The organism is Shewanella sp. MR-4, assembly GCF_000014685.1.
Classification (GTDB): domain Bacteria; phylum Pseudomonadota; class Gammaproteobacteria; order Enterobacterales; family Shewanellaceae; genus Shewanella.
Genome location: NC_008321.1, coordinates 3,904,406 through 3,927,743 on the forward strand (window position 1 = coordinate 3,904,406; position 23,338 = coordinate 3,927,743).

Genomic DNA, 23,338 nt, shown 5'->3' on the forward strand with positions numbered 1-23,338 from the left:
AAACATGTTAATCTAACTCACCTTTTTCAATACTTAGCCTGCCATGACAATAAAAGAAACCCTGTTATATCTCGGTAAAGCCGTGCTCTTCGGCCTTATCATGGCGGCCATGTTTTTGTTAGTTACACACTACTTCGACAATAAAAATCTCGGCAGCTCGTTACTGCAAAACCGGGGTAATAACACGGTCGAACTCTCCTTTGCTAAGGCCGTACGCCGCGCCGCCCCTGCCGTAGTCAATATTTATAGCTTAAGTATCGATCAGAGCCGTCCGCTAAACTCTGGCTCCCTCCAAGGCCTAGGCTCTGGGGTGATCATGAGTAAAGAAGGCTATATTCTCACGAATTATCATGTGATTAAAAAAGCCGATGAAATTGTGGTGGCACTCCAAGATGGCCGCAAATTCACCTCGGAAGTCGTAGGGTTTGATCCCGAAACCGATCTTTCTGTGCTTAAGATCGAAGGCGATAATCTTCCAACAGTGCCAGTCAATCTCGACAGCCCACCGCAGGTTGGGGATGTGGTATTAGCGATTGGTAACCCCTATAACCTCGGCCAAACCATTACCCAAGGCATTATCAGCGCCACGGGTCGTAACGGCTTAAGTTCTGGTTATTTAGACTTCTTACAGACAGATGCCGCAATTAACGCCGGTAACTCAGGCGGCGCCTTAATCGACACTAATGGTAGCCTGATTGGTATCAACACCGCCGCCTTCCAAGTGGGCGGCGAAGGTGGCGGCCACGGGATTAACTTCGCGATCCCGATTAAACTGGCCCACAGCATTATGGGTAAACTGATTAAAAATGGTCGAGTGATCCGTGGTGCCTTAGGGATCTCTGGCGAACCGATTAACCCTGTCATTGCACAAATCCTCAATCTGCCCGATTTAAAAGGTGTGGTCATTATGAGTGTAGATCCCAATGGCCCCGCGGCACGGGCGCAGCTACAACCAAGGGATGTGATCATCAAATACGATGGCGAAGATGTGCCAGGGGTCGAAATGCTGATGGATAGAATTGCCGAAACCACGCCCGGCAAGAAAATCATGATGACGGTTATTCGCCAAGGCAAAGAGCAAGTATTGCCGGTGATTATCGATGAGAAGGTCGTCGTCGATAATTAAGCTCTGTAACTAACCTTGATAAATCTCAGAATGAGGTATGAATAAAACCTCATTCTGAGCCATCCTAAAATCACCTATTACCTCATCCTCAAATGGTAGATCTAAATATAGCACTGCCATTTCTAACTTACTTTTGCCCTAAAGTGAGATTCATATCTCCTTTAAAACTCACAGGGTATGCCAATGCTAGGAAGGTGAGCCATGGTAATTAGCGAGACGACCGTCCGCCCCATAGACACTCTTTAGCATCCATGCCATCGCGGCATTTGTGAATCCATTCACATCAGACGGGCGACTCAGCATATCCACGGATGGGTTTGTTGCGAGTCGTCGAGTGAATGGCATGTGGCTTACCCTAGGTTAGGCTATTCGAAGATTTTAACGCTCCATCTGGATAGAAACCTTACCCCCTTGTGAACACCTCAATAAAGTCGCACTCCCAGCCGAGCACTAGCGGCTATCTAGATAAGATTTTTATGGTTTTGTGAACGGTATCAAATGCAGTAAGCGCTAAATTATCGAGGGTTTTACCCCTGTGCTGTTGTCCCTAACATACGGGGCAGCGTTGTAAAGTTTAATTTTTTGTTACATGCAAACATTGCGCAGTTTTAGGCTCATGCTGACGCACAGGCAAAAAACCAAAGATAACACTAAGTTACCGCCTATAACTCTGATAAAAATCTATTTAAAAATCAACGCATAGACTATAAGAAACAAAACGCCAACATTTACATCTTTTCGTGCCGAAAAGGCTTCTTTGAGCAAAGTTTCTACTGTTATACTCAGGTTAGCTACTAAAACAAAAATAAAACAAATGGATAGGAAGTGCTCTATGTTGGCCCCTGAACTTCTTGAGCTAAGCAGTGATAAAACCAAGGCGGAATTACGCTTGATTCCGAATGAACATGGGCCCATCACCCGTGAGGATGTGATGCGTTTATTATCCGTGCCTGAGTTTGCCGCCCTATTCCCCCTCGAGCCTGCGATAGATAAAGTTATCGCGCAAACCAATTCTCTATGCCATCAAGAAGATGGTAAATACGAGCTATTTGCCGTATTGGCAGAGCGCCGCGATGGCAGCGTAAAAATCGAGCTCAGCCAAGATAAAATGCAAGCCACCATGATCTTAACCGCCCCTTGGGGAGGTAAAGCCGTCGATTTACCCGAAATCCTCACGCAGCTTAAAAAAGACAATGTTTGCATGGGCTTAAGTAAGCTTAAGATCCAAACCTTGCTGCAAAAAATGACCAAGTTAAAACCGGGTGAAAGCTGCCAGAGTGAAATCGCTCAAGGTAAGGCCGCGATCAATGGTCAAAATGCGGTGCTGGAGCGTAAGGTTTCCCTCGCCCGTGAACGCCTATTGCAGCCGCAGGAGCGGGAAGACGGCACAGTGGATATGCGCAACCTTGGCGCAATGATCATGGTCAAGCCCAACGATCTGCTAATGATTAAGCATCCCGCGACCGAAGGTTCTCCCGGCTATAACATTAAAGGCGAAGTCCTTAAGCAAAAACCGGGGAAAGATCTGGTGCTACAACCCGGTACTGGTACCGACTTCCACCCGAAAGATCCCAATAAACTCATCGCCACAGTGGCAGGCCAACCCGTTGAAACCCGCACAGGCATGAATGTCGATGACGTGCTTCAGCTGAAAGATGTGGATATCAGTACCGGCCATATCAACTTTAAAGGCAGTATTTTAATCACGGGCGATGTGCACGAAGGCATGATGGTTAAAAGCTCAGGCGATATTACCGTGATGGGCTTTGTCGATTCTGCGACCCTTGAGGCCGATGGCGATATTACGGTGAGCAAGGGCGTGATTGGCCGCCAAGTCAGGGTGAATGAGTTCTCCACCAATATCACGGCTCAGGGGCAGATCAGCGCCCAATTCGTGCAATATTCCCAGTTAACGGCCAAGGGTAATATTCTGATCACTAAGCAATTACTCCACAGTAATACCAAAACCGCAGGCACGCTCACAGTGAGCGATCAGAGTGGCCGCCGTGGTGACTTAGTGGGTGGTGTCGTGCATGCCGAAAAGGGCCTCACCGCCGTCGTCATTGGCGCAACCGCAGGCACTAAAACCGAGGTGTACTGCGCCATGGAACAGGGCGAACTCAAGCAAAACCTCAAGCAGTTGGAGGAGAGCGTGCATGCAATGGTGGTGGCGACGCTGGATATCGAGGCTCGCCTGAAAAAACTGCCGCCGAAATCCGAATGGCAGAGTGACCCTATCATGATCGAACAGATCAAGATGATGCTCGATGAGAAGAATCGCATCTTAGCTGAACGTTCCCGTGAAGAATTAGAATTCGATAGCCTCAAACAGGAGGTTGAACACTACTATGACAAGTATCGTATCGATGTGATAAAGCACGTATTCCTCAATGCCGAGTTCCATATTGGTCAAGCCAATCACAGAAGCACTCGCGAACACGGTACTTGCTCAATCACCAATCTTAATCAAGAGATTAACTTCGATTACAACGCAAAACCTAAGGCGCAAGCGGCAAGCCATTAACGGGGCAATCATCAACACCCGCTAAGGGTTCATTCCATTGAGTGAACTCTTAGCGTGAATGCTTAGCCTGAATGCTTTGCCACTCGCCAAGTAACTCCCCTTTAGGCCGACTTGCCAGAGAAAATCCCCCAACGCCTTTCATCTTCGCCTAGGTCGGTGGCATACTGACCTCAATATGGCTCTTTAGTGAAAACGGCTTTTGCTAAATGGCTAAGCACATAAAAACGTCCACGGGATTGCCCATGACTCAAGTGAAAATGGCAGACATTGAATGGCCTGCGGTAGTCAAACTCACTCAAAATGACGAACTACTCTACCTCGCACATCAGCGGGATTGGTTAGAGCTTGCCTGCCTGTATCAGCACCAATTTATCGACACGGATCTGTTACTCGACAGTCTCGGTAACCAATATCTGATCCGCGCCACCCCAAGCACCATTCATGAAGATCCCATAGGTGAACTGCCTAAGCTACTAAAACAAGAGCAAAAATTGCCGCTTACCGACTTTATCAAATGGGTACAAAAGCATGCCAATGCCATAGGCCAGTGTTGCGTCGCCAAGTTAGCCTTCACCACCTTGGCCCAAGGGATGGAAATCGTTCGCAGCTTAGATGACTAACCCAACTTGAAGAAATCGTGGGCAATCACAATAAAAATTAAGATGATCCTAAAAGCTAATATCCTCAGTCACATTTCACAGGCATAATTTGTCCCATACGGCTCAGGCCGTTTTGCTCAAAGCGATTGATATTTATATGCCAAATTATCGCTGGGCATCATTCGGATACACATACAAACGGACCCTAAATTGGAACTACTTAAGATTGACTGCTTAGGCAAATCACTGCGTTTAGAAGGCTCACTCGCAGGTTGGCAACAACTCTTTTGGGACAATACCTTAGTCTCACAAAAAGCCGCATCGGTCGAAAATGGCGGCCTCAAAGTCCATGAATTTGAACTCACCCAACACCAGAGCCAATTGGCAAGCAACACTGGTGAAACGCAAGTCATTGAAAACAAAATCCTAGTACGCCTCGAGACCGATGTGGTTTGGCAGCCGTTTCGATTCGATTACCGCCTGCTGGTCGATGAGGAAGTGATTGCCCAAGGCACTCGCACCGAGAAAGATATCGAGCGTCAAACCCCAGAAGTCCCCGTGACTAATCCACAAAAAATCAGTTTTGTCGGCTTAGCCTCCCTCGGCTTTAAGCTGCTCAAGAGTGCCAAAGTGATTAAAGTGGTGCTCGCAGGCGCGAGTGTAGCAGCCTATTCTTGGCTGTTTTCCTTCCAATTTGCCTTGGCGCTTATCGCCTGTTTGGTCTTCCACGAATACGGCCATATCCGCGCGATGAAATATTTTGGCATGAAAACCAAAGGGATATATCTCATCCCCTTTATGGGCGGACTCGCGCTGAGTGATGAAAAGATTAACACCCGCTGGCAGGATGTGGTCATCTCGATTATGGGGCCGACCTTTGGCCTGTTGATGTCGATAGGCTCGCTTATCGCTTACCACATGACGGACAATGTCTTCTTTGCGGGGCTTGCGGCCTTTAACGCGCTACTTAACCTGTTTAATTTATTGCCGATTTTACCCCTCGATGGCGGCCATATTTTAAAGAGCATTAGCTTCTCGATGAACAGCATCATGGGCTTAATCGCCTGTGTGATTGGCGCCGCCTTTGGGGTGTATATCAGCTATACCTTGGGCCTTGCCTTGCTCGGTTTCCTATTGCTTATCGGTAGCTTAGAGATAGTGTTCGAGTGGCGTACTCGCCATCAAAGCCACCTATTACCGCTGGACAGATATGGGCAGATTTTCTCGACCATTTGGTATCTGGTCACAGTTGCAGCCCTAGTTGGTATCATTTGGCACTTAGCGGGCACGGGCGATGATATGTTAAGCCTGCCACTGCATATTCTGCGCAGCTAATCACTACTCGCATTAAGATAAAAGCGAGATAATAAAAAACCGCGATAGCCTAGGGCATCGCGGTTTTTTTATTTATCAATGATTCAATTAGTTATCCGCTAACGGCGGCGCAATATCGCTCCCACCTAAGGCTTGGTAGAGTGTCGCTTGAGTCGTTAATTGGTTATAGCGATTCTCCAGCAATGCTGCTGCGACGATTATCTTGGGTATAGCGCCAATGGGCTGATACGCCAGCACAATCCAAGCATACCAATGTGCGACTAGGCATTAGGGATGCGATAACAGATGGGCAGTTCAATTCTAAACTCGCAGCCATGGCCTTGGCGACTTATCGGCACCAGTTTCATCCCAAGTAGCCCGCTTAATTGCCGCACTATCGACAACCCCACACCCAACTGCGGCAGGTCGTCACGAAAGGGCTGCAGCCATGCGGTCTTTAGCTCCTCCCCCATTCCTGGGCCCGTGTCACGTATCCCTATGGCCGACGGAGCATCATCCATTACAGTCACATAAATAGACCCACCTCTGGGTGTATGGCGCAGGGCATTATCCACCAGATTGGCCAGCACCCGGCCTAAGAGTTTGGGATCGGTATGCAGCAAGCGCTGCCCAGGATCGTCAATACAGAGTGCAATCTGCTTCTGCTGCGCCTTAGGGGCAAAACAGAGTTCAAGCTCATCGAATACCGACTTAAGCGACGTTAAGCTTGAACACACCTTAATCTGGCCATTCTCCAGTGCGGCCAGCTCTAGAAGCTCACCAAGCTGCCCCTTAAGCTTTTCGCCCGAACGCATACCGGCCTCTAGCCAGGCAGTATCACGTTGGTGCTCGGTGGTGATGAGATAGGTTTCAAGGTAGCCTAGCAACGAAGTGAGCGGAGTTTTGAGATCGTGTGACAGGTGCAGTAAAAACTGCTGCCTCGCGAGCTGTTGTTTCACCAGTTTTTGATGCTGCTGCGCCAGGGTTGTCAGTAACAGGTTGATGCTGGTGACAAGGCTTTCTATCTCGGCGCCACCACCGTAATGTCCCGGTAGCGTGCTGTTATCGGCATCGGATAGCCGTAAGGACTCCAGATCGCGACTTAAGCGTTTAAGCGGCGTACTAAGCACTTGTGCCAGCAGTAAAAATAGAGCAATCACAAAGCCGATAGCCAGCAGCATACCCGCCCCTAGGCCACGGCTTTGTATATTGCTGGCTAGCAACTGGTGCCAGCTGTCGTAAATCTCGCCGCCGATGATGACATACAAGTAGCCAGTCAATGCGCCGCTGGGATCCTTCAGCTCACTAACGGAGAAAATCTTTTGCAGTTCACCAGAGCGGGGATCTGTGCCGGTGATGGGAAGCGGCTCTGAACGTAAGAAACGTTGAATAGGCGCTAAATCTACCCTATCGACGACCAGCTTGTCGGGAACGGCATCGAAGGCAAGCACCTGACCTGTAGGGCTGAGGGTGTATATCTCAAAGCTTGGCCCCAACAGCATAAAGTCGTGAAAAGCTTCCTTCAATGCGCTGTCCGAGGTGACTCCACGCGACAACATGGGGTTGATATGAGCCATATGGACCGCTAGCTCAAGATGCAGCGACTGTTGCACCTTATCTCGTCCGAGTCGGTGGCTTTGCTCTAAAAACACCCCCAGTGCCAACATTAGCCCTAGCACCAGTACAGTCGATGCCAACAGCAACCTCGAGAACAGCGTTTTCATCAGTGCAACGCTGCCTGCATGCTGGGTAAGGCAAATTTATAGCCCACCCCCCATACGGTCTGCACCAGCTCGCGGGAGCCAGGAATATGGGCAAGTTTGCCGCGTAAGCGATTGATATGACTGTTTACTGTATGTTCAAAACCATCGAAGCGATACCCCCACACCGCATCGAGCAGTTGGGTACGGCTGAAAACCTGTTGGGGATGACGGGCAAGAAAGGTCAGTAAATCAAACTCTTTGGCGGTTAGCGGTAAGGGATTATCAAAGGCGATGACTTCACGGGAATCCAAATCGATGCGAAGCCCCTCAAATTCAATCAACTGCCTTGTTGGGGTGGCGGAGAGGTGACGGCGAAGCAGTGCTTTGGTTCTGGCCCTGAGTTCAAGCACGCTGAAGGGTTTGGTCATATAGTCGTCGGCGCCGCTTTCAAGCCCTAGCACTGTATCAGCCTCGCCGTCGCGGGCGGTGAGCAACATCACTGGCATTTGTTGTCCGTCGTTCCTTAGTTGCTGGCACAACAACAAACCGTCGCCATCAGGCAGCATACGGTCGAGCAGCACCAAATCGATGCGTTTGGCCTGCAGCAAAGCGTTGGCCTGATGCAGAGAGGCGGCGTGAAAGACCCGAAAATTGAGGGCTGTGAGATTCACCATAATCATCTGAGCCAGATCCTGCTCGTCTTCGACCAATAGGATCTGCACCGCACCTTCCATTTTGAAAGGGGAAAACGTGGAATTGTGGGTTGGCTGGTTTGGCATCATACAAGCTCCGGCAGTAACAGGTATCAAGATGACCTGCCGCCGGCGCTTTTTATTTCACCCTTATTCGGTGCGTTTTACCATCACCTTGAGTACAGGGTTGTCAAACTTGTGTGAGGCCTGCAATACCGAGTCAGTCAAACCATCGTCCTGACTGATGACTCCGGGATGTACATGGACCCGATCCACATCGTCCCGCGCAGCATTAAAACCTTCGCCCCCATCTGCTGGACCGGGAATGCTACCCTTGGCCTCAGAGTTGGCCTCAGTGCCCGCATCGTATGCCATCAACCTGAAGGTTTTGCTAGCGCCATTTTCCAAGGATTCAATATCCGTAGCGTTGATACCGCTGAAGGCATCGTTGGTATTGACCAGCATGGTCAGCAGCGACAGGGCATCGACCTTGTCTTCTTCCAGTGTCAGGGTGAGGGTTTCACTCATGCCTGGTGACAACAAACCTGCGCCGCGCACTATGGCATCAACACCGCTCATGGTTTCAAATTCGGAACTGCTACCACCTTCGGCCAACTGCTCCAGCGCTACGCTGGCACTTTCGCCGATTTCCCAAAGCTTAATGCCATTGTCGTGACCGATGAGCGCCAGCGGTGACATAGGCTGATTGGCAGTGAGATTAGTGACTGTCACTTCAAAGCTTTTCATCACTACTGGAGGCGGCGCGGGTGGCTCAGGTGGCGGGTTGTCACTGTCTGAGCAGGCACCAAGCCCTAACAGAGCGAGAGCTAGCAGGCTTATTTTTACGGGAAGCTTATTCATCTTGAGCCTCCTTATTTCACTGTGACAACCACACGGGCCACAGGATTGAGCCAGCGGTGGATGCGGCTGTCGAGATCGGAGCTACCGCCATTGGCGTCGGTATCACCCAGCACACCAGGGTGAATATGTACCTTGTCATTGGTTGAGCTGTCGGCCACGCCTGTACCGTTGCTGCCACCATCTCCGCCGGGTGCGGCTGGAATTCCTGGCTGCCCTGGCGCTCCCATGCCGTTGATGATTTCATCGTTGGCCTCTGTACCGGCATCGTAGGCATTCAAATACAAAGTGTAAGTGCCCGCTTCTGTGGGAATAGGCCAAGCATCTAGGCCAATAAAGGCATCGTTAGTCGGCAGTATCATGGCCACTAGGCTCAAATGAGTCTGGCTACCTGAGTCCATCATCACGCCGGACACGCTGGCGCCCGCCGCCATCAGTCCAGCTGCGGGGTTTTGTACTGTCACTCCATTGGCCGCCTCGACTTGGCTAACTAGCTCATCGATAGCGCCACCTTCGGCCATTTTCTGCAGCGCGGCAGTAGCCATTTCACCACTTTCAAACAGGTGGGTATCAGCATTGTGGGCGGCAATCAGCACAGGGGTAAAATGATTACCGTGGGTGAGGTTGGTAATGCTTAACTCCAACTCGGCAGCATTGCCGACTAACGGCAGAGCGGCGGCCAGTAAGGCGCCTGCGGGCAAAAATTTGTGGGCCATGGTGTTTCTCCTTGTAGTAATAGTAGAGAAAGCATCCGCTCGGAATTTCACTCAAATATCCCCTGATTATCACAAATTAATCACAATGCATGGGTAACCACCAAAGCATGGGTTAAATCAAGGCGAGTGAGCGCAAGTGTGTATCTTGCAGGAATAAAAATAATGCAGTCAGTATTTAGAGTTAGTCCAAGTCATAAGGCCGAGGAAATCTCGTCATTAGGTAAAAATCACCAAATAGCTAGGCCAATGTTTGGGACGCGGACTCAGCCGTCAGCATTTTTCAAAGACGAAACTAAGCCGTTTTAGAGAGAAAATAGCCAAGTCGTTTTCTTAACCAAGCTAGCCTAGCGTCAACAAACACGAGGTCGCCATCAGGCTCTGGAACTAAAGTGCCATTGTCAGACGCCGCAAAATTCAGCAAGTTCTCACTATCATGAACTTGGAAGCACTCCTATGCGCAAATTGACACTCATCGCCACTTGCCTCAGCGCACTGTTATTCACCCCCGCCTATGCCCAGAGTGAGTATCAGGCATTTAGCGAATTTGGCGCCAATCCCGGTGAGTTAACCGCCTCCTATTTATCGCCCGAAGGCCCAGGCCAAGATGCGCTCGTAGTGCTGCTGCACGGCTGTGTGCAGGATGGGGTCGAACTGGCCAACAATAGCGGTTTAACCGCCCTCGCCCAAGAGAAAAAGTTTAGCTTACTGGTGCCACAACAGAGTTTTGAGAACAATGTAAAGCGTTGTTATAACTGGTTTTCAGCGCAGGATACTCAGGTGGATAGCGGCGAGATGCTATCGCTGAAAAACATGATAGCCAAAGCCCAATCCCAATCCGGCGCAAAACGCGTCTATGTGATTGGCCTGTCCGCCGGTGGCGCCATGGCCAGCGCCGCACTGGTCAATTATCCCGATTTATTCACCGCAGGCGCGGTGATCGCAGGCCTGCCTTACCCCTGCGCCGATAACCTGACCAAAGCCATTTCCTGCATGAAAAAGGGCCCCGCAGAGTCTGTTGAAGAATTAGTGAGTTTTGCCAAACAGGTGCATCCGAACCAACAACACTGGCCCGCCTTAACCGTGTGGACCGGGCAAAATGATGTGGTGGTGAATCCTGAAAATGCCAAACAACTCTCGGCCCAGTGGGTCGCACTGACCCAAGCGAATAAAACACCAAGAGTCGAGCAATATGCCGACTATAGTGTTAGCACTTGGTCCGATACGAGTGGTAATAACCTTATTTCGTTAGTCGAAATAAATAATATGGGCCATGGCATTGCCGTTAATCCAGATATTAAAAACGGCGGGAAAACGGGAGACTTTTTACTAAAAGCGCCTATCAGCAGCATGCCAGAAATAATCAATCTTTGGGGGATATAGGGTTTAATAATAAATAAACCCTGAGTATCGATATTCAACGTATCGCTATAAAAATAAAAACAATGAGTTAAAAACACATACTACTATAGTACCGATTTAAATTTTAAATAATTACTATAGAGTCAATGTGAATCAGAAAAATAGTAGTAAGTACCAACCTTTAAAAAATAAATACTACAACGGGAAATCTGTATGAAACAGAATACTATCAAAATGAGTTGCATTGCTTTAGCTATCTCATCTGCATTGGCAGCACAATATGCTGTTGCCGAGGATGAAAATAGCACCGGGGAGAAGCAAGCCACCTTAGAACGCATTGAAGTCACCGCTCGTAAGTCCATTGAGAGCCTGCAAAACGTACCAGTTGCAGTGACCTCGGTCAGTGCTGACGATTTGGCGGAAAATGGCATCAGCGTGATGACTGAAATCCAGCAATTTTCACCCAACACCACGCTGCAATCCAGTCGCGGCACTAACTCTACCCTCACGGCCTTTATTCGCGGTGTCGGCCAGGAAGATCCGCTCTGGGGCTATGAGCCTGGCGTCGGTATCTATATCGACGATGTGTATATCGCCCGCCCACAGGGCGCGGTGCTCGATATCCTCGATGTACAACGTATCGAAGTACTACGCGGCCCTCAGGGCACCCTCTATGGTAAAAATACCATCGGCGGCGCGGTCAAATACGTGACCAAGAAGATGAGCGGGGACGCTGAGTTAAACCTCAATGCCACCATCGGCAGCTACAACCAGCAAGACTACAAGATAGCAGGTCAATTACCTTTAATTGATAACAAACTGTATATTGGTGGCGCCTTCGCAAGCTTAAACCGCGATGGTTATGGTGAATTTCTAACCTCAGCAGTACCTGGTCAAGATACTGAAAACTATAACAAAGATGTTATGGCAGGTCGTCTGAGCTTAGAATATACGCCAACCGACAACCTGTTTATGCGCCTCAACTACGACAAAACCACAGATGAGTCGAATTCCAAGGGCGGCTACCGTATGCTTCCCAGTGTCCTGACCGATGCCCCTGTGCCAGACAGCAAATACGACTCTTACACCAGTATGCCAACCTGGAACAAAGTAGAAACCGAAGGTTGGGGGCTGACGATTGAATACGGCTTGAACGATGACTGGACGCTAAAATCCGTGACCTCATCCCGTGAGAGCTATTCGCCCACCAACATCGACTTTGACAACACGAGTCTACGCATTTTCGATGTGCCCGCAATCTACGATGACGAGCAATTCAGTCAGGAATTCCAAGCTAACTACGACGGCGATGATTTGAAACTCGTATCAGGCCTTTATTACTTTAAAGGCGATTCCTGCGGGGTGTTCGATGCCATCCTATATGAATATTATAAAGCTTACGGTGGTCTCACTCGTGAAGTTCGTGGTTGCAACAACAGTGAAAGCTATGCCGCCTACGCTCAAGGCACTTACGACATCACAGATAAATTGTCGATGACCGCCGGTCTGCGTTATACCCGCGAAACCAAGGATGCAACTGTCTATAACGGCGTCATGTTTACTACGCTTTACCCCGAAACGGGCTGGATCCCAGGATATGTTCGCGATGAAGATGCCATCAACGCCAGTATTCCTAAGGTGTTAGATGATGAAGAAACTTGGTCGAAACTCAATCCACGCTTAGGCTTAGAGTATCAACTCAGCGACGATATGATGCTGTTTACCAGTTACTCACAGGGCTTTAAATCTGGGACTTTCAATCCTCGTGCAAGCTTTGCTGAGCCAGCGGTCGATCCAGAAGTGGTTGATTCCTATGAACTGGGTATGAAGAGTGAATGGTTTGACAGGCTGCGTGTTAACGCAACCGCCTTCTACTTAGACCATAAAGACAGACAGTTCGTGACCGTATTACCCGGTGAAAACGCGTCCGATCTTAACCAACGTCTAGGCAACATTGGTAAATCGACGGCCACGGGTCTGGAACTCGAAGTGGAATACGCCGCGACTGAGTCATTGAATCTGTTCGCGACTCTGGGCTTAATCGATGCTAGCTTCGAGGAAGTGATCTCCTACGATGACGATGGAAACCGCATCGATATCAGCGACACTTATACTATCACCAACACCCCAGATACTACGGCAAACGTTGGATTTAGCTACAATATCGATACGGATATCGGCAGCTTTGTAGCCAACGGTAACTACTACTATCGCAGCGACTACGACTTAGCCGTAGTAGATAACCTCTTGAGCCAAGATGGTTATGGCCTGCTGAACCTCGGCTTAAACTGGTACAGCAACGACGGTCACTGGCACGCGGGTCTGCATTGGAAAAACGTCACTAACGAAGAATATCTGGTCGGTAACTATGCCTTCGTGACCCCAGATGGTAATGGCGGATATACTCCAGGTTTAGGCGGTGACAATACATTAATTGGTTATTATGGCGATCCAGAGACTATCTCTCTCACCGTTGGCTATAATTTCTAGAATATAATGTTATTGACGCATAATAATAACCGACTCCCGTGAGTCGGTTATTAATTTAACGGCTTTAAATATTATCTAGCATTAATTTTTAGTGGGATTAAACTGAGTTAAAAAAATAAAGGGAACGGATTATGTCTCAGATAAAAGTGGCAATTGCTGATGATCATCCATTATTTCGTACAGCCTTAACGCAAGCTGTTCTCAAGAATGTGAATACGGCGGATGTATTAGAAGCAGAAAACTTTCAAGAATTAATTACGCTCGTTGAGAATAATCCTGATATTGAACTGATCTTTCTCGATTTACATATGCCCGGCAATGAGGGCTTTACTGGCTTAACTCTACTACAGAATCATTTTCCCGATATCGCGGTGATCATGGTGTCCTCCGATGACCAGCCCGAAATTATTCGTAAAGCCATTAACTTTGGCGCCAGTGCTTTTATCCCCAAATCTGCCAGCTTAACCCAGATCTCCACCGCCATTGCCACTGTGCTCGAAGGGGAAGTCTGGCTACCGGAACACACAGATATCAACGTCGATCAGCAAACCGCTGCCGAGCATCAACGTTTAGCGAAGCAACTGGCGCAATTAACCCCACAGCAGTACACAGTACTGGCCAGCATTGCCAATGGACGCTTAAACAAGCAGATCGCCTATGATCTTGATATTAAAGAGACCACGGTTAAGAAACACGTATCGGCGATACTGGTTAAACTCGAAGTCTACAACCGCACTCAGGCAGGCTTAGTCTTCCAACAGTTGATGATAACCAGCAACGATAAACCGCCGATCAACGCCTAACTAACCTAGGCTCCAAAATCCAAACCTAAAGAAAACAGTGGCACTAAGCCACTGTTTTTTATCCGCATTTATTAAGCCAGAACCACGATAGTGCAGAGTTAAGACAATTGCTTAATCAATCGTTTTAAGGCGGTGGCTTTAACGGGTTTACGCACAAAACTGAACAGTGCACTGCTGGTGTGTTGACGTACAGATTCAGACGGATCTGCCGAGCAGATAATGCAGGTCGGACACTGACTGCTAAACACAGGATGAGTGAGTAAGCTTTGCACCAGATCGACACCGTTTTGGTCATCATCCAAGTGGTAATCGGCAATGATAAGCTTAGGCAACACCTGCTGTACCAGTTGCTGCTCGGCACTGGTTTTATCCCGCGCGGTGAGTACATGACAGCCCCAGCCCAACAACAAAGAGGAGATGGCTTTTAACATCAACTCGTCGTTATCTATGACTAACACGCTGATATTAAAGCTATCGCTAACAGACTCTTCCTCACTGCGAAGTTTAACGACATTGGAAGGTTTTTTCAGGGCAGAGACTCGCGGCACTTCGACACTAAAGCAAGTGCCTTTGCCCACCTCAGAGTGCAAGGCAATCTTAAGCCCGAGTAACTTAGCGATGCGGTCGCAAATGGCGAGCCCAAGTCCAAGCCCTGGGATCTCCCGCGTTTGCTCGAGGCGCTCAAACTCACCAAAAATCGCCTGCTGCTTATCTTGAGGAATGCCGGGGCCATTGTCCCACACTTGGATAAGCAGGCTGTGTTCGAGCCGCCTCACGCCCAGTAATACCTTAGGTACAAAGGCGGATTCCACTGGCTTAGCCAAGGCCGCGCTGGCATTCATTGATACCGGCGTTTGCCGATTAAGTGCCCCCGCAGGGGAATAATGGAACGCATTGGAGAGGAAGTTTTGAATAATTCGTCGCAGCAAACGTTGGTCGCTCTGCACTAGGCAGGAGGAAAACTGATAGGAAAAATCGATGCCCTGCTCGGCGGATAAAGCTTTAAATTCATTCACTAAGGTCGAGAGTACATCGTCGAGTGCAAACTGGCTCTGTTCGGTTTTAAGGCTGCCGCCATCGAGGCGGGAGATTTCCACCAGATCGGATAGCAGACTCTCCACCACATTTAAGGAGGCTTCGATATGGGTGGCGAGATCCTTGAGTTCGGTCGACGTCACCCGCTGTTTGAGCATCTCGGTAAACAGAGTGAGCGCGTTAAAGGGCTGCATTAAATCGTGGCTCGCCGCCGCTAAGAAGCGTGTCTTACTGCTATTGGCCGCCTCGGCTTCGGCCTTGGCTTTAGCGAGTTCCCTTGTGCGGCTTTCGACCCGCTTTTCGAGGGTTTCGTTAGCCAGTTGCAGGGCTTTTTCTGCCTGAATATGGGCGGTAATGTCGGTAAAGGTACTGACAAAGCCGCCACCCGGCATGGCTTGACCACGGATCTCCAGCACCTTGCCATCGAGCATAGTGCGCTGAAAATGGTGTGGGCTGCCGCTACGCATATGGGCGAGGCGCTTTTCCACCAACTCATGGGCCTCATCGCCCACAATAATGCCGCGCTCAATATTAAATCTCAGCAGCGTCTCTATCGGTATGCCTGCTTTGACATAATCTTTAGGATAATCAAGCAATTCAATATAGCGTTTGTTCCATGCAACTAGGCGCATATCGGCATCGACCACGCTGATCCCCTGCTCGATGTTTTCGACCCCAGATTGCAGCAACTCGCGGTTAAACTCGAAGATCTGGTTAGCCTCATCGACTATGCTGACCACATCCTCCAGCGGCATTTGCTGCGAGCGTGAGGCGGCATTCATCACCATCCGCGTCGAGGCAGACCCAAGCACCCCCGACAGCTTAAGGCGGGTGTAATCCACCAGCTCCTCGCGCCGTGTGGCTAATTGCAATTCCGATCCAAGCACTTTCGCCCTAGCCTGCAGGGCATCGGCTTCTTCCTTATTGATAAAGCGGTGTAATAGGCTCGCCAGATCCTCAACCGAGAGGTGCCTTTCCAGCGCCACCTGTTTACGGTTAACAAACACATCGGCTTGAAGCACTTCCCCCACACTCTGCTCTTTCAGCAACGAAATCAGCACAAAACAACCGACATTCGCAAGCAAACTATACAGTAGGCCGTGGCTGATATTATCCAGCCCCGTCAGGCCAAATAGCGCGGTTGGAGTTAACCATGGAATATTCAACAGCCCTTGGGTGACCCAGAGTGCATCGGGGAAGGTCGCGGGTAGCAGCAAGGTATAGAGCCAGACTAAACTGCCCATCAACATGCCCCAAAAGGCACCTTGGGTGGTAGCGCGGCGCCAATAGAGCGCGCCCACGGCGGCGGGAAAAAACTGCGACAACAGCACAAAGGATAACAAGCCAATGCTGGCCAAGTGATTCTGCTGATCGATATAACGCTCGAAGGCAAAGGCCGATAGCAGAATCGCCGCTATCGATATCCGCCGTAAATTGAGCAATATCCCTGCGAGCTGCGGCGTCTGCTGCGAGCTAAATTTCGGTAATCTCAGCAGCAATGGAGTCAAAATCTCGGTCGAAATCATGGTGCTCAGTACAATCGCCGCCACAATGACCATGGCCGTTGCCGCCGCAAGGCCGCCAATATACACCAAGATCCCCAGCCAAGCTTGCTGATAGAAGAGTGGCAAGGTCAGCACGTAGGTGTCGGCATCGACACTGCCGCCGGGAAAGCTAATCTGCCCCGCAAGCGCGATAGGCAATACAAAGGCATTAATCAGCAGCAGATAGAGTGGCACCATCCAACGGGCGGCTTTTAACTCTTTGGCATGATGATTTTCAATCATCATCATGTGGAATTCCTGAGGCAGCGCATAGATGGTAATGGCGCCCAGCAGAATTTGTGACAGCACAAAATAGAGTGAATTACCCTCAGAGCTCGGCGGTAAATGCTGACCCCGAGCGAGTAAATCACTAAAACCATCAAACACATAGAAAGTCGCGAACAACCCAACCGTGGTGAGCGCAAACAGCTTAACGATAGAGCTAAAGGCAATCGCCAGAACCAACCCTTGATTTTGTTTACTGGCCGAAAGCTGCCGTGTACCGAATAAGATACTAAAGATAATCAACACGATAGTAACGATAAACGCCGTGCTGATCCCAGATTGAAAAGTACCAGTTAAGAGGTCGAAGCTGGTGCTTATCGCCCTCAGTTGCAGCGCGATATAGGGAATAGTGCCAAAAAGCGACACCATGGCAACGCTGGCGGCAATTTTAGGCGAGCGGTCGAAGCGGCAGGCGATAAAGTCGGCAATCGAGGTCAGGTTTTGGCTTTTGATGATCTGCAATGTGCGCATCAACATAGGCCACGCCAGCACTAGGCAGATTATCGAACCTATGTAGATGGGCGCTAACCAAGCGCCCGTGGTCGCCGCTTGCCCTACCGTGCCGTAAAACGCCCAAGAAGTACAACACACCCCCAAGGATAAACTGTACACCCAAGGCCGTTTACGCCATTGATCTATCGCCTGATTTTGCCCCCATTGGGCGACAATAAACAGCACAGCCAAATAGGCAATCGATATAACGCTGATCCACCAAGTATCAACAGACAACCACGCCAGCAAGATATTCCCCAATCAACCTGTATACACCTAGCCAAACTACACTAGACAAACAAATTGTTAAACACTTGATAACAGCACGGTGCACTAAGGTAGTACTTATTTATCCCCCCCCATCGGCTAACCTACGGCCAATATTGACTCGAGGTTTTAAACAACTATGCCGATAAAAATTACCCATAAATATCTCGTAGAAGGCTTGGTTTTTACCAGTTACGTCTTATTTGCAATGGCATGGGTTGGCGGCACCGCGAGTATGAATAACATCATGGCCTCGATGCATATCGAGAGTTATGCCTCCGCCAGTTTATTGAGCGGCGCTGTCACCTTAGCCAAAATTGTCGGCACCTTTGCTGCGGCCTATCTCACCCTCAAATTTGGGGTGAAGTATGCGTTTTTAGTCGCGGCCTTATTGATAGTCACGGGCATCATGACACCCTACGCCCCAAACTATGAGTTACTGCTGGTGAGCCGCTTTTTAATGGGGCTGGGCGGCGCCTTTATGATTGTCTATTTCAACCCGATTGTGATGCACTGGTTTGCCCCTGAAGAGCGCCCAGTGATCAACGGATTAAACGCGGTGGCCTTTAATGTGGGCACGGCTATCGTGCTTTGGGGTATGCCAAGCATCAACGCCATCAGCGGCGGTTGGCAACAAAGCCTTCTGGTGTTTTCCATTGCCAGTCTGGTACTGGCGCTACTGTGGTTATTGGTGAAGTTTGAACAAGCCCCTAGCCATCAAGCCAATACACAACAAGATGCCATCAACTCATACTCCTATCTCGATGGCTTAAAAGACGGCTTTAACTGGGCCTATGCCCTCACCTACTCGGGATTATTATCCTTTTATATTTGCCTATTCACCTTTTATCCGCAGGCGGGCATCAGCCAGAGTAAGTGGGTGATTGGTTTTGGGATTGTCGGCACCATAGCGGGGATACTCTATAGCCGTAAACAGCCCCTGCGCCTGCCAATTATTCGCCTCAGCGGCCTGCTTATTTTCTTAACCGTGTTAGGGCTCTCCTTTGGCTCGGCGCCCTGGCTGCAAACCCTGTGCGCCATCGTCTTAGGCTTTTGCATCTTTTTACCCGTCACCGCTTTAGTCTCGATTCCCCACGAGCTACCTAAGATGACCAGCCAAAAAATCACGGTGATTTTTAGCCTGTTTTGGTCCATCAGCTATCTGATTTCGACCTTAGTGCTATGGCTGTTTGGCAAGCTCGTGGATATCAACCAAGGCAGTTACTTCGCCTCGTTTGTGCTGATCACCCTATTAAGCGCCACAGTGTTTGTTGGCAGCTATTTTCTCCCCGAAACCGGACAAGCTAAGGAGTAAGCATGCAAGTTTCCCCACGCGGTACCGCTTCAGCAAAGCTGACGGATTTTCTTGAGTTAGCGAATCAGAATATCGCCCTCGCGAAACAGCAAAATATTCAATACAGCCCGCAGCTGCTGCGGGAAAACTTGAACAAACTCGCGGCCCTGATGAGTGCTAAGCCCGAGGTGAGTTATATCGCCGATAAGGCATGGCAAGTTAAGGATGCACAGCATGGCGACAGGGAAATTGGCTGCCGTGTTTATAGCCCTGCGCCCAGTAAAGCGCTGCCCGTGGTATTACATTTTCACGGCGGCGGCCATATGTGCGGCAGTGTGGAGCTATATGACCCTATCTGTCGTCACCTTGCCAGTATCGCTCAATGTGTGGTGATCAGTGTTGAGTATCGCCTCGCGCCCGAACATCCCTATCCGGCGGGACTTGATGACTGCGAATACGCCCTGCGCCACTATCAAAGCGTGCTGACTGAGGTGCAATACCAACAAGGTGTGAGCATCATGGGCGACAGTGCCGGTGGCGCGCTATGCACTAGCCTCAGCCAACGTAGCCTCAGCGACAGCACACTTAACATCGCCAAACAGATCTTGGTGTATCCCAGCGTAGATTACACTATGACGAGCCCTTCCTATCTGAGTAATGGTGCAGGTTTCTTGCTCGAAACCCCTAGGGTGCAATGGTACTTCGAGCAATATTTTCAAGAAGTGGCTAAGGATGCCGAGCGAGTCAAACAAGCTTCCCCCTTACATGGCGAGTTCAACGCCAAACTGCCCAGCACCTTGATATTTACCGCGGGCTGCGACCCACTGCGAGATGAAGGCATTGCCTATGCCAACGCCTTAACGGCGGCTGGCGTGCAGGTGCAGCACCATCAATTTGAAGACATGATCCACGCCTATATGCTGCTGCAGGATTTGGTTTCGCAAGAATGCCTTGCGACCTACCGCATGATTGCCGCATTTTTAGCAGAGCCCGTAACCGCAGCTACTCGCTAGCTCGCCTATTCAAACTCTCCCTCAAAGCACCTACACCCAAGATATGCTTGTAGGTGCTTATTTTTTAAGTCGGTTATGATGAAAGAAGCGATTTAAAATAATGGAGTCACACAATAAAAAACGGGATAGGTATTGTTACCCATCCCGTTTTGTATTTCTCAGTCTTACGGCGTAAAGCTTATTGACTCAGCGGCGGTGTACGCGGCGGAACCATACGCTTATTGCCCGTCGACTCGAACGCGCCGGCAAACTTCAGCAGATTGTTATCATCGTAGGCACGGCCCGCGAAGGTTAATCCCACTGGCATGCCAATATCGGCCATTACGCCCATAGGCACTGTCACAGTCGGCACGCCTAAATGGCGAATCGCAAGGTTACCGTTTGCTACCCAAACCCCGTTGCTCCAAGCGATATCGGCTGAGGCCGGATTCACATGGGCATCGGCGGGGCCGACATCGGCCACGGTTGGGAACAGCACGGCATCAAGCTTAAGTCCGTCCATCCAGTCTTCGAGATCCAGCTTACGGGTCTTCTCTAAACCACGCAGACCATCGGGAATACTGTCGATCTGGTCATAGGATTTCAGGCCGCGTTTGGCCATGTTGACATACTCTTCCATGCCAGCAGCTAAATCACCCTCACGGTTTGGCAAGGTGCCGAGGTCATGGGGGAATATCAAATGCCCCACCACATCTTCAAGCTTGTTGAGTTTAGGGTCGTTGTTCGCCCGCAGGAACTCATCGAACGCCCAACCCGACAATTCCCATAATTCATCATGGAGGAATTGTGGCGTGACTATGCCACGGTTAAACACGGTCGGCGCGCCAGGGCGGTCGCCTTCACAGTTAGACACCAGCGGAAAATCGACTTCAATCACTTCCGCACCTGCAGCTTCTAGGGCTTTACGCGCCGCTTCCCACAAATCGATAACCGATTGGCGAGTATGGATACGTTGTCCCGTTGGTCCACCGATACCTGGGTTTTCGCTGGTTCCTGCAAGTTCATCTTTGTTGATGTACATGCGTGGTACGCCAAAACGTTTACCCTTAAGGGTGTCGGCGCTGGCGGCAAGCGCCAGATAGGATTCTGGGCGAACGCTAGAAGCTTTAGGGATTTGAACCCAAGGTTGTAGGCGCCAGAGATCGCCACGGGTAATAGGGTCATCGGCCACAATCACATCCAGCACTTCGAGCATATCCGCCATAGTGCGGGTATAAGGCACGACCACGTCCATAGTTGGGGTTAATGGCCAGTTGCCGCGCACCGAAATCACGCCGCGAGACGGTGTATAGGCACACAAACCGTTGTTGGATGCAGGGCCACGGCCACTCGACCAAGTCTCTTCGGCAAGACCGAACGCCGAGTAGCTTGCCGCGGTTCCAGTGCCAGCACCGTTGGAAGAACCCGAGGCAAAGGGCGCAGTCAGATAATTCGCATTGTAGGGGCTTTCGGCGCGGCCATAGTGACCACGCTGCATGCCGCCATTCGCCATGGGTGGCATATTGGTTTTGCCTAAGCAAATAGCACCCGCGGCGCGTAGGCGCTCGACGGCAAAGGCATCGTACTGGGCCACTAAATCTTTAAATGCTGGGCTGCCAGACGCCGCCGTCAGTCCCTTCACTAAATAGCTGTCCTTAGCGGTGTAAGGAATACCATCGAGTGGGCTTAAGGTTTCGCCGCGGGCACGGCGCGCATCGGAAGCCTCGGCTTCTTTGAGCGCATCGGGATTGTGCACCACTAACGCATTCAACTTAGTCTCAGTGGCAGGGCCATCGTAAGCCGCCACTCGAGCCAAATAGGATTTCACCAACTCAACCGCAGTTGTGCGGCCGGATTCGAGTGCGTCACGCAGCTCGGCAATGGAAACTTCAGTTACTTCAAACATCTTACGCCCTCCCGCAGAAAACCAATTGTGGTGCAATAACAGTGACATTAAGCGTCATACTGTTCTCCTTGGTGTACTTACTTGCCAGAAGGGATCTGCTGGGTAATACAGTGGATATTGCCGCCACCTAATAAAATCTCCCGCGCGGGCACACCCACAATCTTGTGCTCAGGGAAAATGTCCTGCAATTTTTGCGCAGCGATATCGTCGGTTGCAGGGTCAAGCAGTGGGAATACGATGCGGTCGTTGGTGATTAAAAAGTTCACATAAGAGCCCGCTAAGCGCTCGCCCGCAGTGCGCGGTACGCCAGTGCCTTCTGTAACGCCTTTTGATTCTTCTTCGGTGCAATACAGAGGACCCGGTTGCGGCAGCAGGTGAATTTTTAACTTGCGACCTTGGGCATCAACTGTGTTTTGCAACACATCCAGCGCGGCTTTCGAACGTGGATATTGTGGATCGGTTTCATCGTCAGTCCAGTGCAGGATCACTTCACCTGGGCGGGCGAAACAGCACATGTTGTCGATATGGCCGTCGGTTTCGTCCATATAAACACCCTCTTCCAACCAGATAAACTGCTTAACATTCAAATAGTCACGCAGTAAAGCTTCGATCTGCTCTTTCGTCAGGTCTGGGTTGCGGTTGGCATTCAGTAAACATTCGGCCGTAGTCATACAGGTGCCTTCACCATCGACATGGATAGAGCCACCTTCGAGGATCAACGGTGCACTATAACGGGCAAAACCATGTTGCTTGAGCATTTGTGCGGCAACTTGTTCGTCCTTATCCCATGGGAAATACAGACCACCGTTGTGACCACCCCAAGCATTAAAGCCCCAATCCACGCCACGGCATTCGCCCTCGGCATTGACCACCACAGTAGGTCCAGTGTCGCGAGCCCAGCAGTCGTTGCTGTCGATTTCGACCAGAGTCACGTGGGAAGGCATCACTTTTTGCGCTTCGGCTAAAAAGGCCTGAGGTACACCCATATAAACGGGAGTTGCACCACCAATGGCATCGGCCACCTTAGCAAAGGTCGCTTGAGCATAAGCACCTGCAGAGCGCCAGTTATCAGGACGATATGGCCAAATCATCCATACGGCTTGCTGCGCCGCCCATTCGGCGGGCATATAAAAACCATCTTGTGATGGCTTAGTCGTTAACTGCGTGGCATCCACATTCGCGTTTGTCATGAGTTTTGTCTCCAGTAATGCTCAAATCTATAAGGGTGTACGCCCCGTTTAGGACGACAGAATAGAAATACACCTAACATAATCAAATCAATAAATCGAATAACCGCATTCGTCACGCGGCGCGTTAGGTCAAAATTGCCACGTCTTCA

At 50.0% G+C, this 23,338-nt stretch carries 17 protein-coding genes; 9 read left to right on the plus strand and 8 right to left on the minus strand.

From position 1 onward, the window contains the following. Positions 1–43 precede the first annotated feature (43 nt). From degS to SHEWMR4_RS17140, 4 genes are all read left to right on the plus strand, one after another. On the plus strand, positions 44–1,126 hold the full coding sequence (gene degS / locus SHEWMR4_RS17125) for an outer membrane-stress sensor serine endopeptidase DegS (protein ID WP_011624008.1): 1,083 nt from the start codon (positions 44–46) through the stop codon (positions 1,124–1,126). A gap of 832 nt (positions 1,127–1,958) precedes the next feature. Next, positions 1,959–3,650 (plus strand): DUF342 domain-containing protein, encoded by a 1,692-nt coding sequence (locus SHEWMR4_RS17130; RefSeq protein ID WP_011624009.1) that lies wholly within the window; start codon positions 1,959–1,961, stop codon positions 3,648–3,650. Positions 3,651–3,892: 242 nt separating this feature from the next. Continuing rightward, positions 3,893–4,270 carry a DUF4144 domain-containing protein gene (locus SHEWMR4_RS17135; protein ID WP_011624010.1) on the plus strand — a complete coding sequence of 126 codons (378 nt, stop codon included), beginning with the start codon at positions 3,893–3,895 and terminating at the stop codon, positions 4,268–4,270. A gap of 189 nt (positions 4,271–4,459) precedes the next feature. Beyond that, positions 4,460–5,584, plus strand: coding sequence for a site-2 protease family protein (locus tag SHEWMR4_RS17140; protein ID WP_011624011.1), 1,125 nt, complete (start codon positions 4,460–4,462; stop codon positions 5,582–5,584). 87 nt (positions 5,585–5,671) lie between these two features. On the opposite strand, the gene SHEWMR4_RS21000 is transcribed toward SHEWMR4_RS17140, so the two are convergent. From SHEWMR4_RS21000 to SHEWMR4_RS17160, 5 genes are read right to left on the minus strand one after another with little or no spacing between them, the layout of a single operon-like run. Further along, positions 5,672–5,821: a hypothetical protein gene (locus SHEWMR4_RS21000; protein WP_198134676.1), complete on the minus strand. Its 150-nt coding sequence runs from the start codon at positions 5,819–5,821 to the stop codon at positions 5,672–5,674. A 23-nt stretch (positions 5,822–5,844) separates the two neighbouring features. Further along, a complete protein-coding gene (locus tag SHEWMR4_RS17145; RefSeq protein ID WP_011624012.1) occupies positions 5,845–7,287 on the minus strand; it encodes a sensor histidine kinase in 1,443 nt (480 codons plus the stop codon). Continuing rightward, positions 7,287–8,048, minus strand: coding sequence for a response regulator transcription factor (locus SHEWMR4_RS17150; protein WP_011624013.1), 762 nt, complete (start codon positions 8,046–8,048; stop codon positions 7,287–7,289). The genes SHEWMR4_RS17145 and SHEWMR4_RS17150 overlap by 1 nt, the downstream gene beginning before the upstream one ends. Positions 8,049–8,108: 60 nt before the next feature. Further along, the gene (locus SHEWMR4_RS17155; protein WP_011624014.1) at positions 8,109–8,819 is read right to left on the minus strand and encodes a spondin domain-containing protein; all 711 of its coding nucleotides are present in this window, start codon (positions 8,817–8,819) and stop codon (positions 8,109–8,111) included. An 11-nt stretch (positions 8,820–8,830) separates the two neighbouring features. Continuing rightward, positions 8,831–9,532 carry a spondin domain-containing protein gene (locus tag SHEWMR4_RS17160; RefSeq protein ID WP_011624015.1) on the minus strand — a complete coding sequence of 234 codons (702 nt, stop codon included), beginning with the start codon at positions 9,530–9,532 and terminating at the stop codon, positions 8,831–8,833. Between the two features lie 453 nt (positions 9,533–9,985). Between SHEWMR4_RS17160 and SHEWMR4_RS17165 the strand changes: the two genes are divergently transcribed. The 3 genes from SHEWMR4_RS17165 (at position 9,986) to SHEWMR4_RS17175 (ending at position 14,184) form a co-directional block, all read left to right on the plus strand. Further along, positions 9,986–10,912 carry an alpha/beta hydrolase family esterase gene (locus SHEWMR4_RS17165; protein ID WP_011624016.1) on the plus strand — a complete coding sequence of 309 codons (927 nt, stop codon included), beginning with the start codon at positions 9,986–9,988 and terminating at the stop codon, positions 10,910–10,912. A gap of 192 nt (positions 10,913–11,104) precedes the next feature. Continuing rightward, entirely contained in the window at positions 11,105–13,381 is a 2,277-nt protein-coding gene (locus tag SHEWMR4_RS17170) for a TonB-dependent receptor (RefSeq protein WP_011624017.1), read from the plus strand. A gap of 131 nt (positions 13,382–13,512) precedes the next feature. After that, entirely contained in the window at positions 13,513–14,184 is a 672-nt protein-coding gene (locus SHEWMR4_RS17175; RefSeq protein ID WP_011624018.1) for a response regulator transcription factor, read from the plus strand. Between the two features lie 98 nt (positions 14,185–14,282). Here SHEWMR4_RS17175 and SHEWMR4_RS17180 read toward each other — a convergent pair whose 3' ends face one another. Next, a complete protein-coding gene (locus tag SHEWMR4_RS17180; protein ID WP_011624019.1) occupies positions 14,283–17,789 on the minus strand; it encodes a PAS-domain containing protein in 3,507 nt (1,168 codons plus the stop codon). A 157-nt stretch (positions 17,790–17,946) separates the two neighbouring features. Here SHEWMR4_RS17180 and SHEWMR4_RS17185 point away from each other — a divergent pair, with 157 nt between their 5' ends. Beyond that, positions 17,947–19,122, plus strand: a complete 1,176-nt coding sequence (locus SHEWMR4_RS17185; protein WP_011624020.1) for a CynX/NimT family MFS transporter — start codon at positions 17,947–17,949, stop codon at positions 19,120–19,122. Between the two features lie 2 nt (positions 19,123–19,124). Then, a complete protein-coding gene (locus SHEWMR4_RS17190) occupies positions 19,125–20,114 on the plus strand; it encodes an alpha/beta hydrolase (RefSeq protein WP_011624021.1) in 990 nt (329 codons plus the stop codon). Positions 20,115–20,292: 178 nt separating this feature from the next. On the opposite strand, the gene SHEWMR4_RS17195 is transcribed toward SHEWMR4_RS17190, so the two are convergent. Both SHEWMR4_RS17195 and aguA read right to left on the minus strand, forming a co-directional pair. Then, on the minus strand, positions 20,293–21,999 hold the full coding sequence (locus SHEWMR4_RS17195; protein WP_011624022.1) for an amidase: 1,707 nt from the start codon (positions 21,997–21,999) through the stop codon (positions 20,293–20,295). Between the two features lie 77 nt (positions 22,000–22,076). Beyond that, a complete protein-coding gene (gene aguA / locus SHEWMR4_RS17200; RefSeq protein WP_011624023.1) occupies positions 22,077–23,189 on the minus strand; it encodes an agmatine deiminase in 1,113 nt (370 codons plus the stop codon). Positions 23,190–23,338 lie beyond the last annotated feature (149 nt).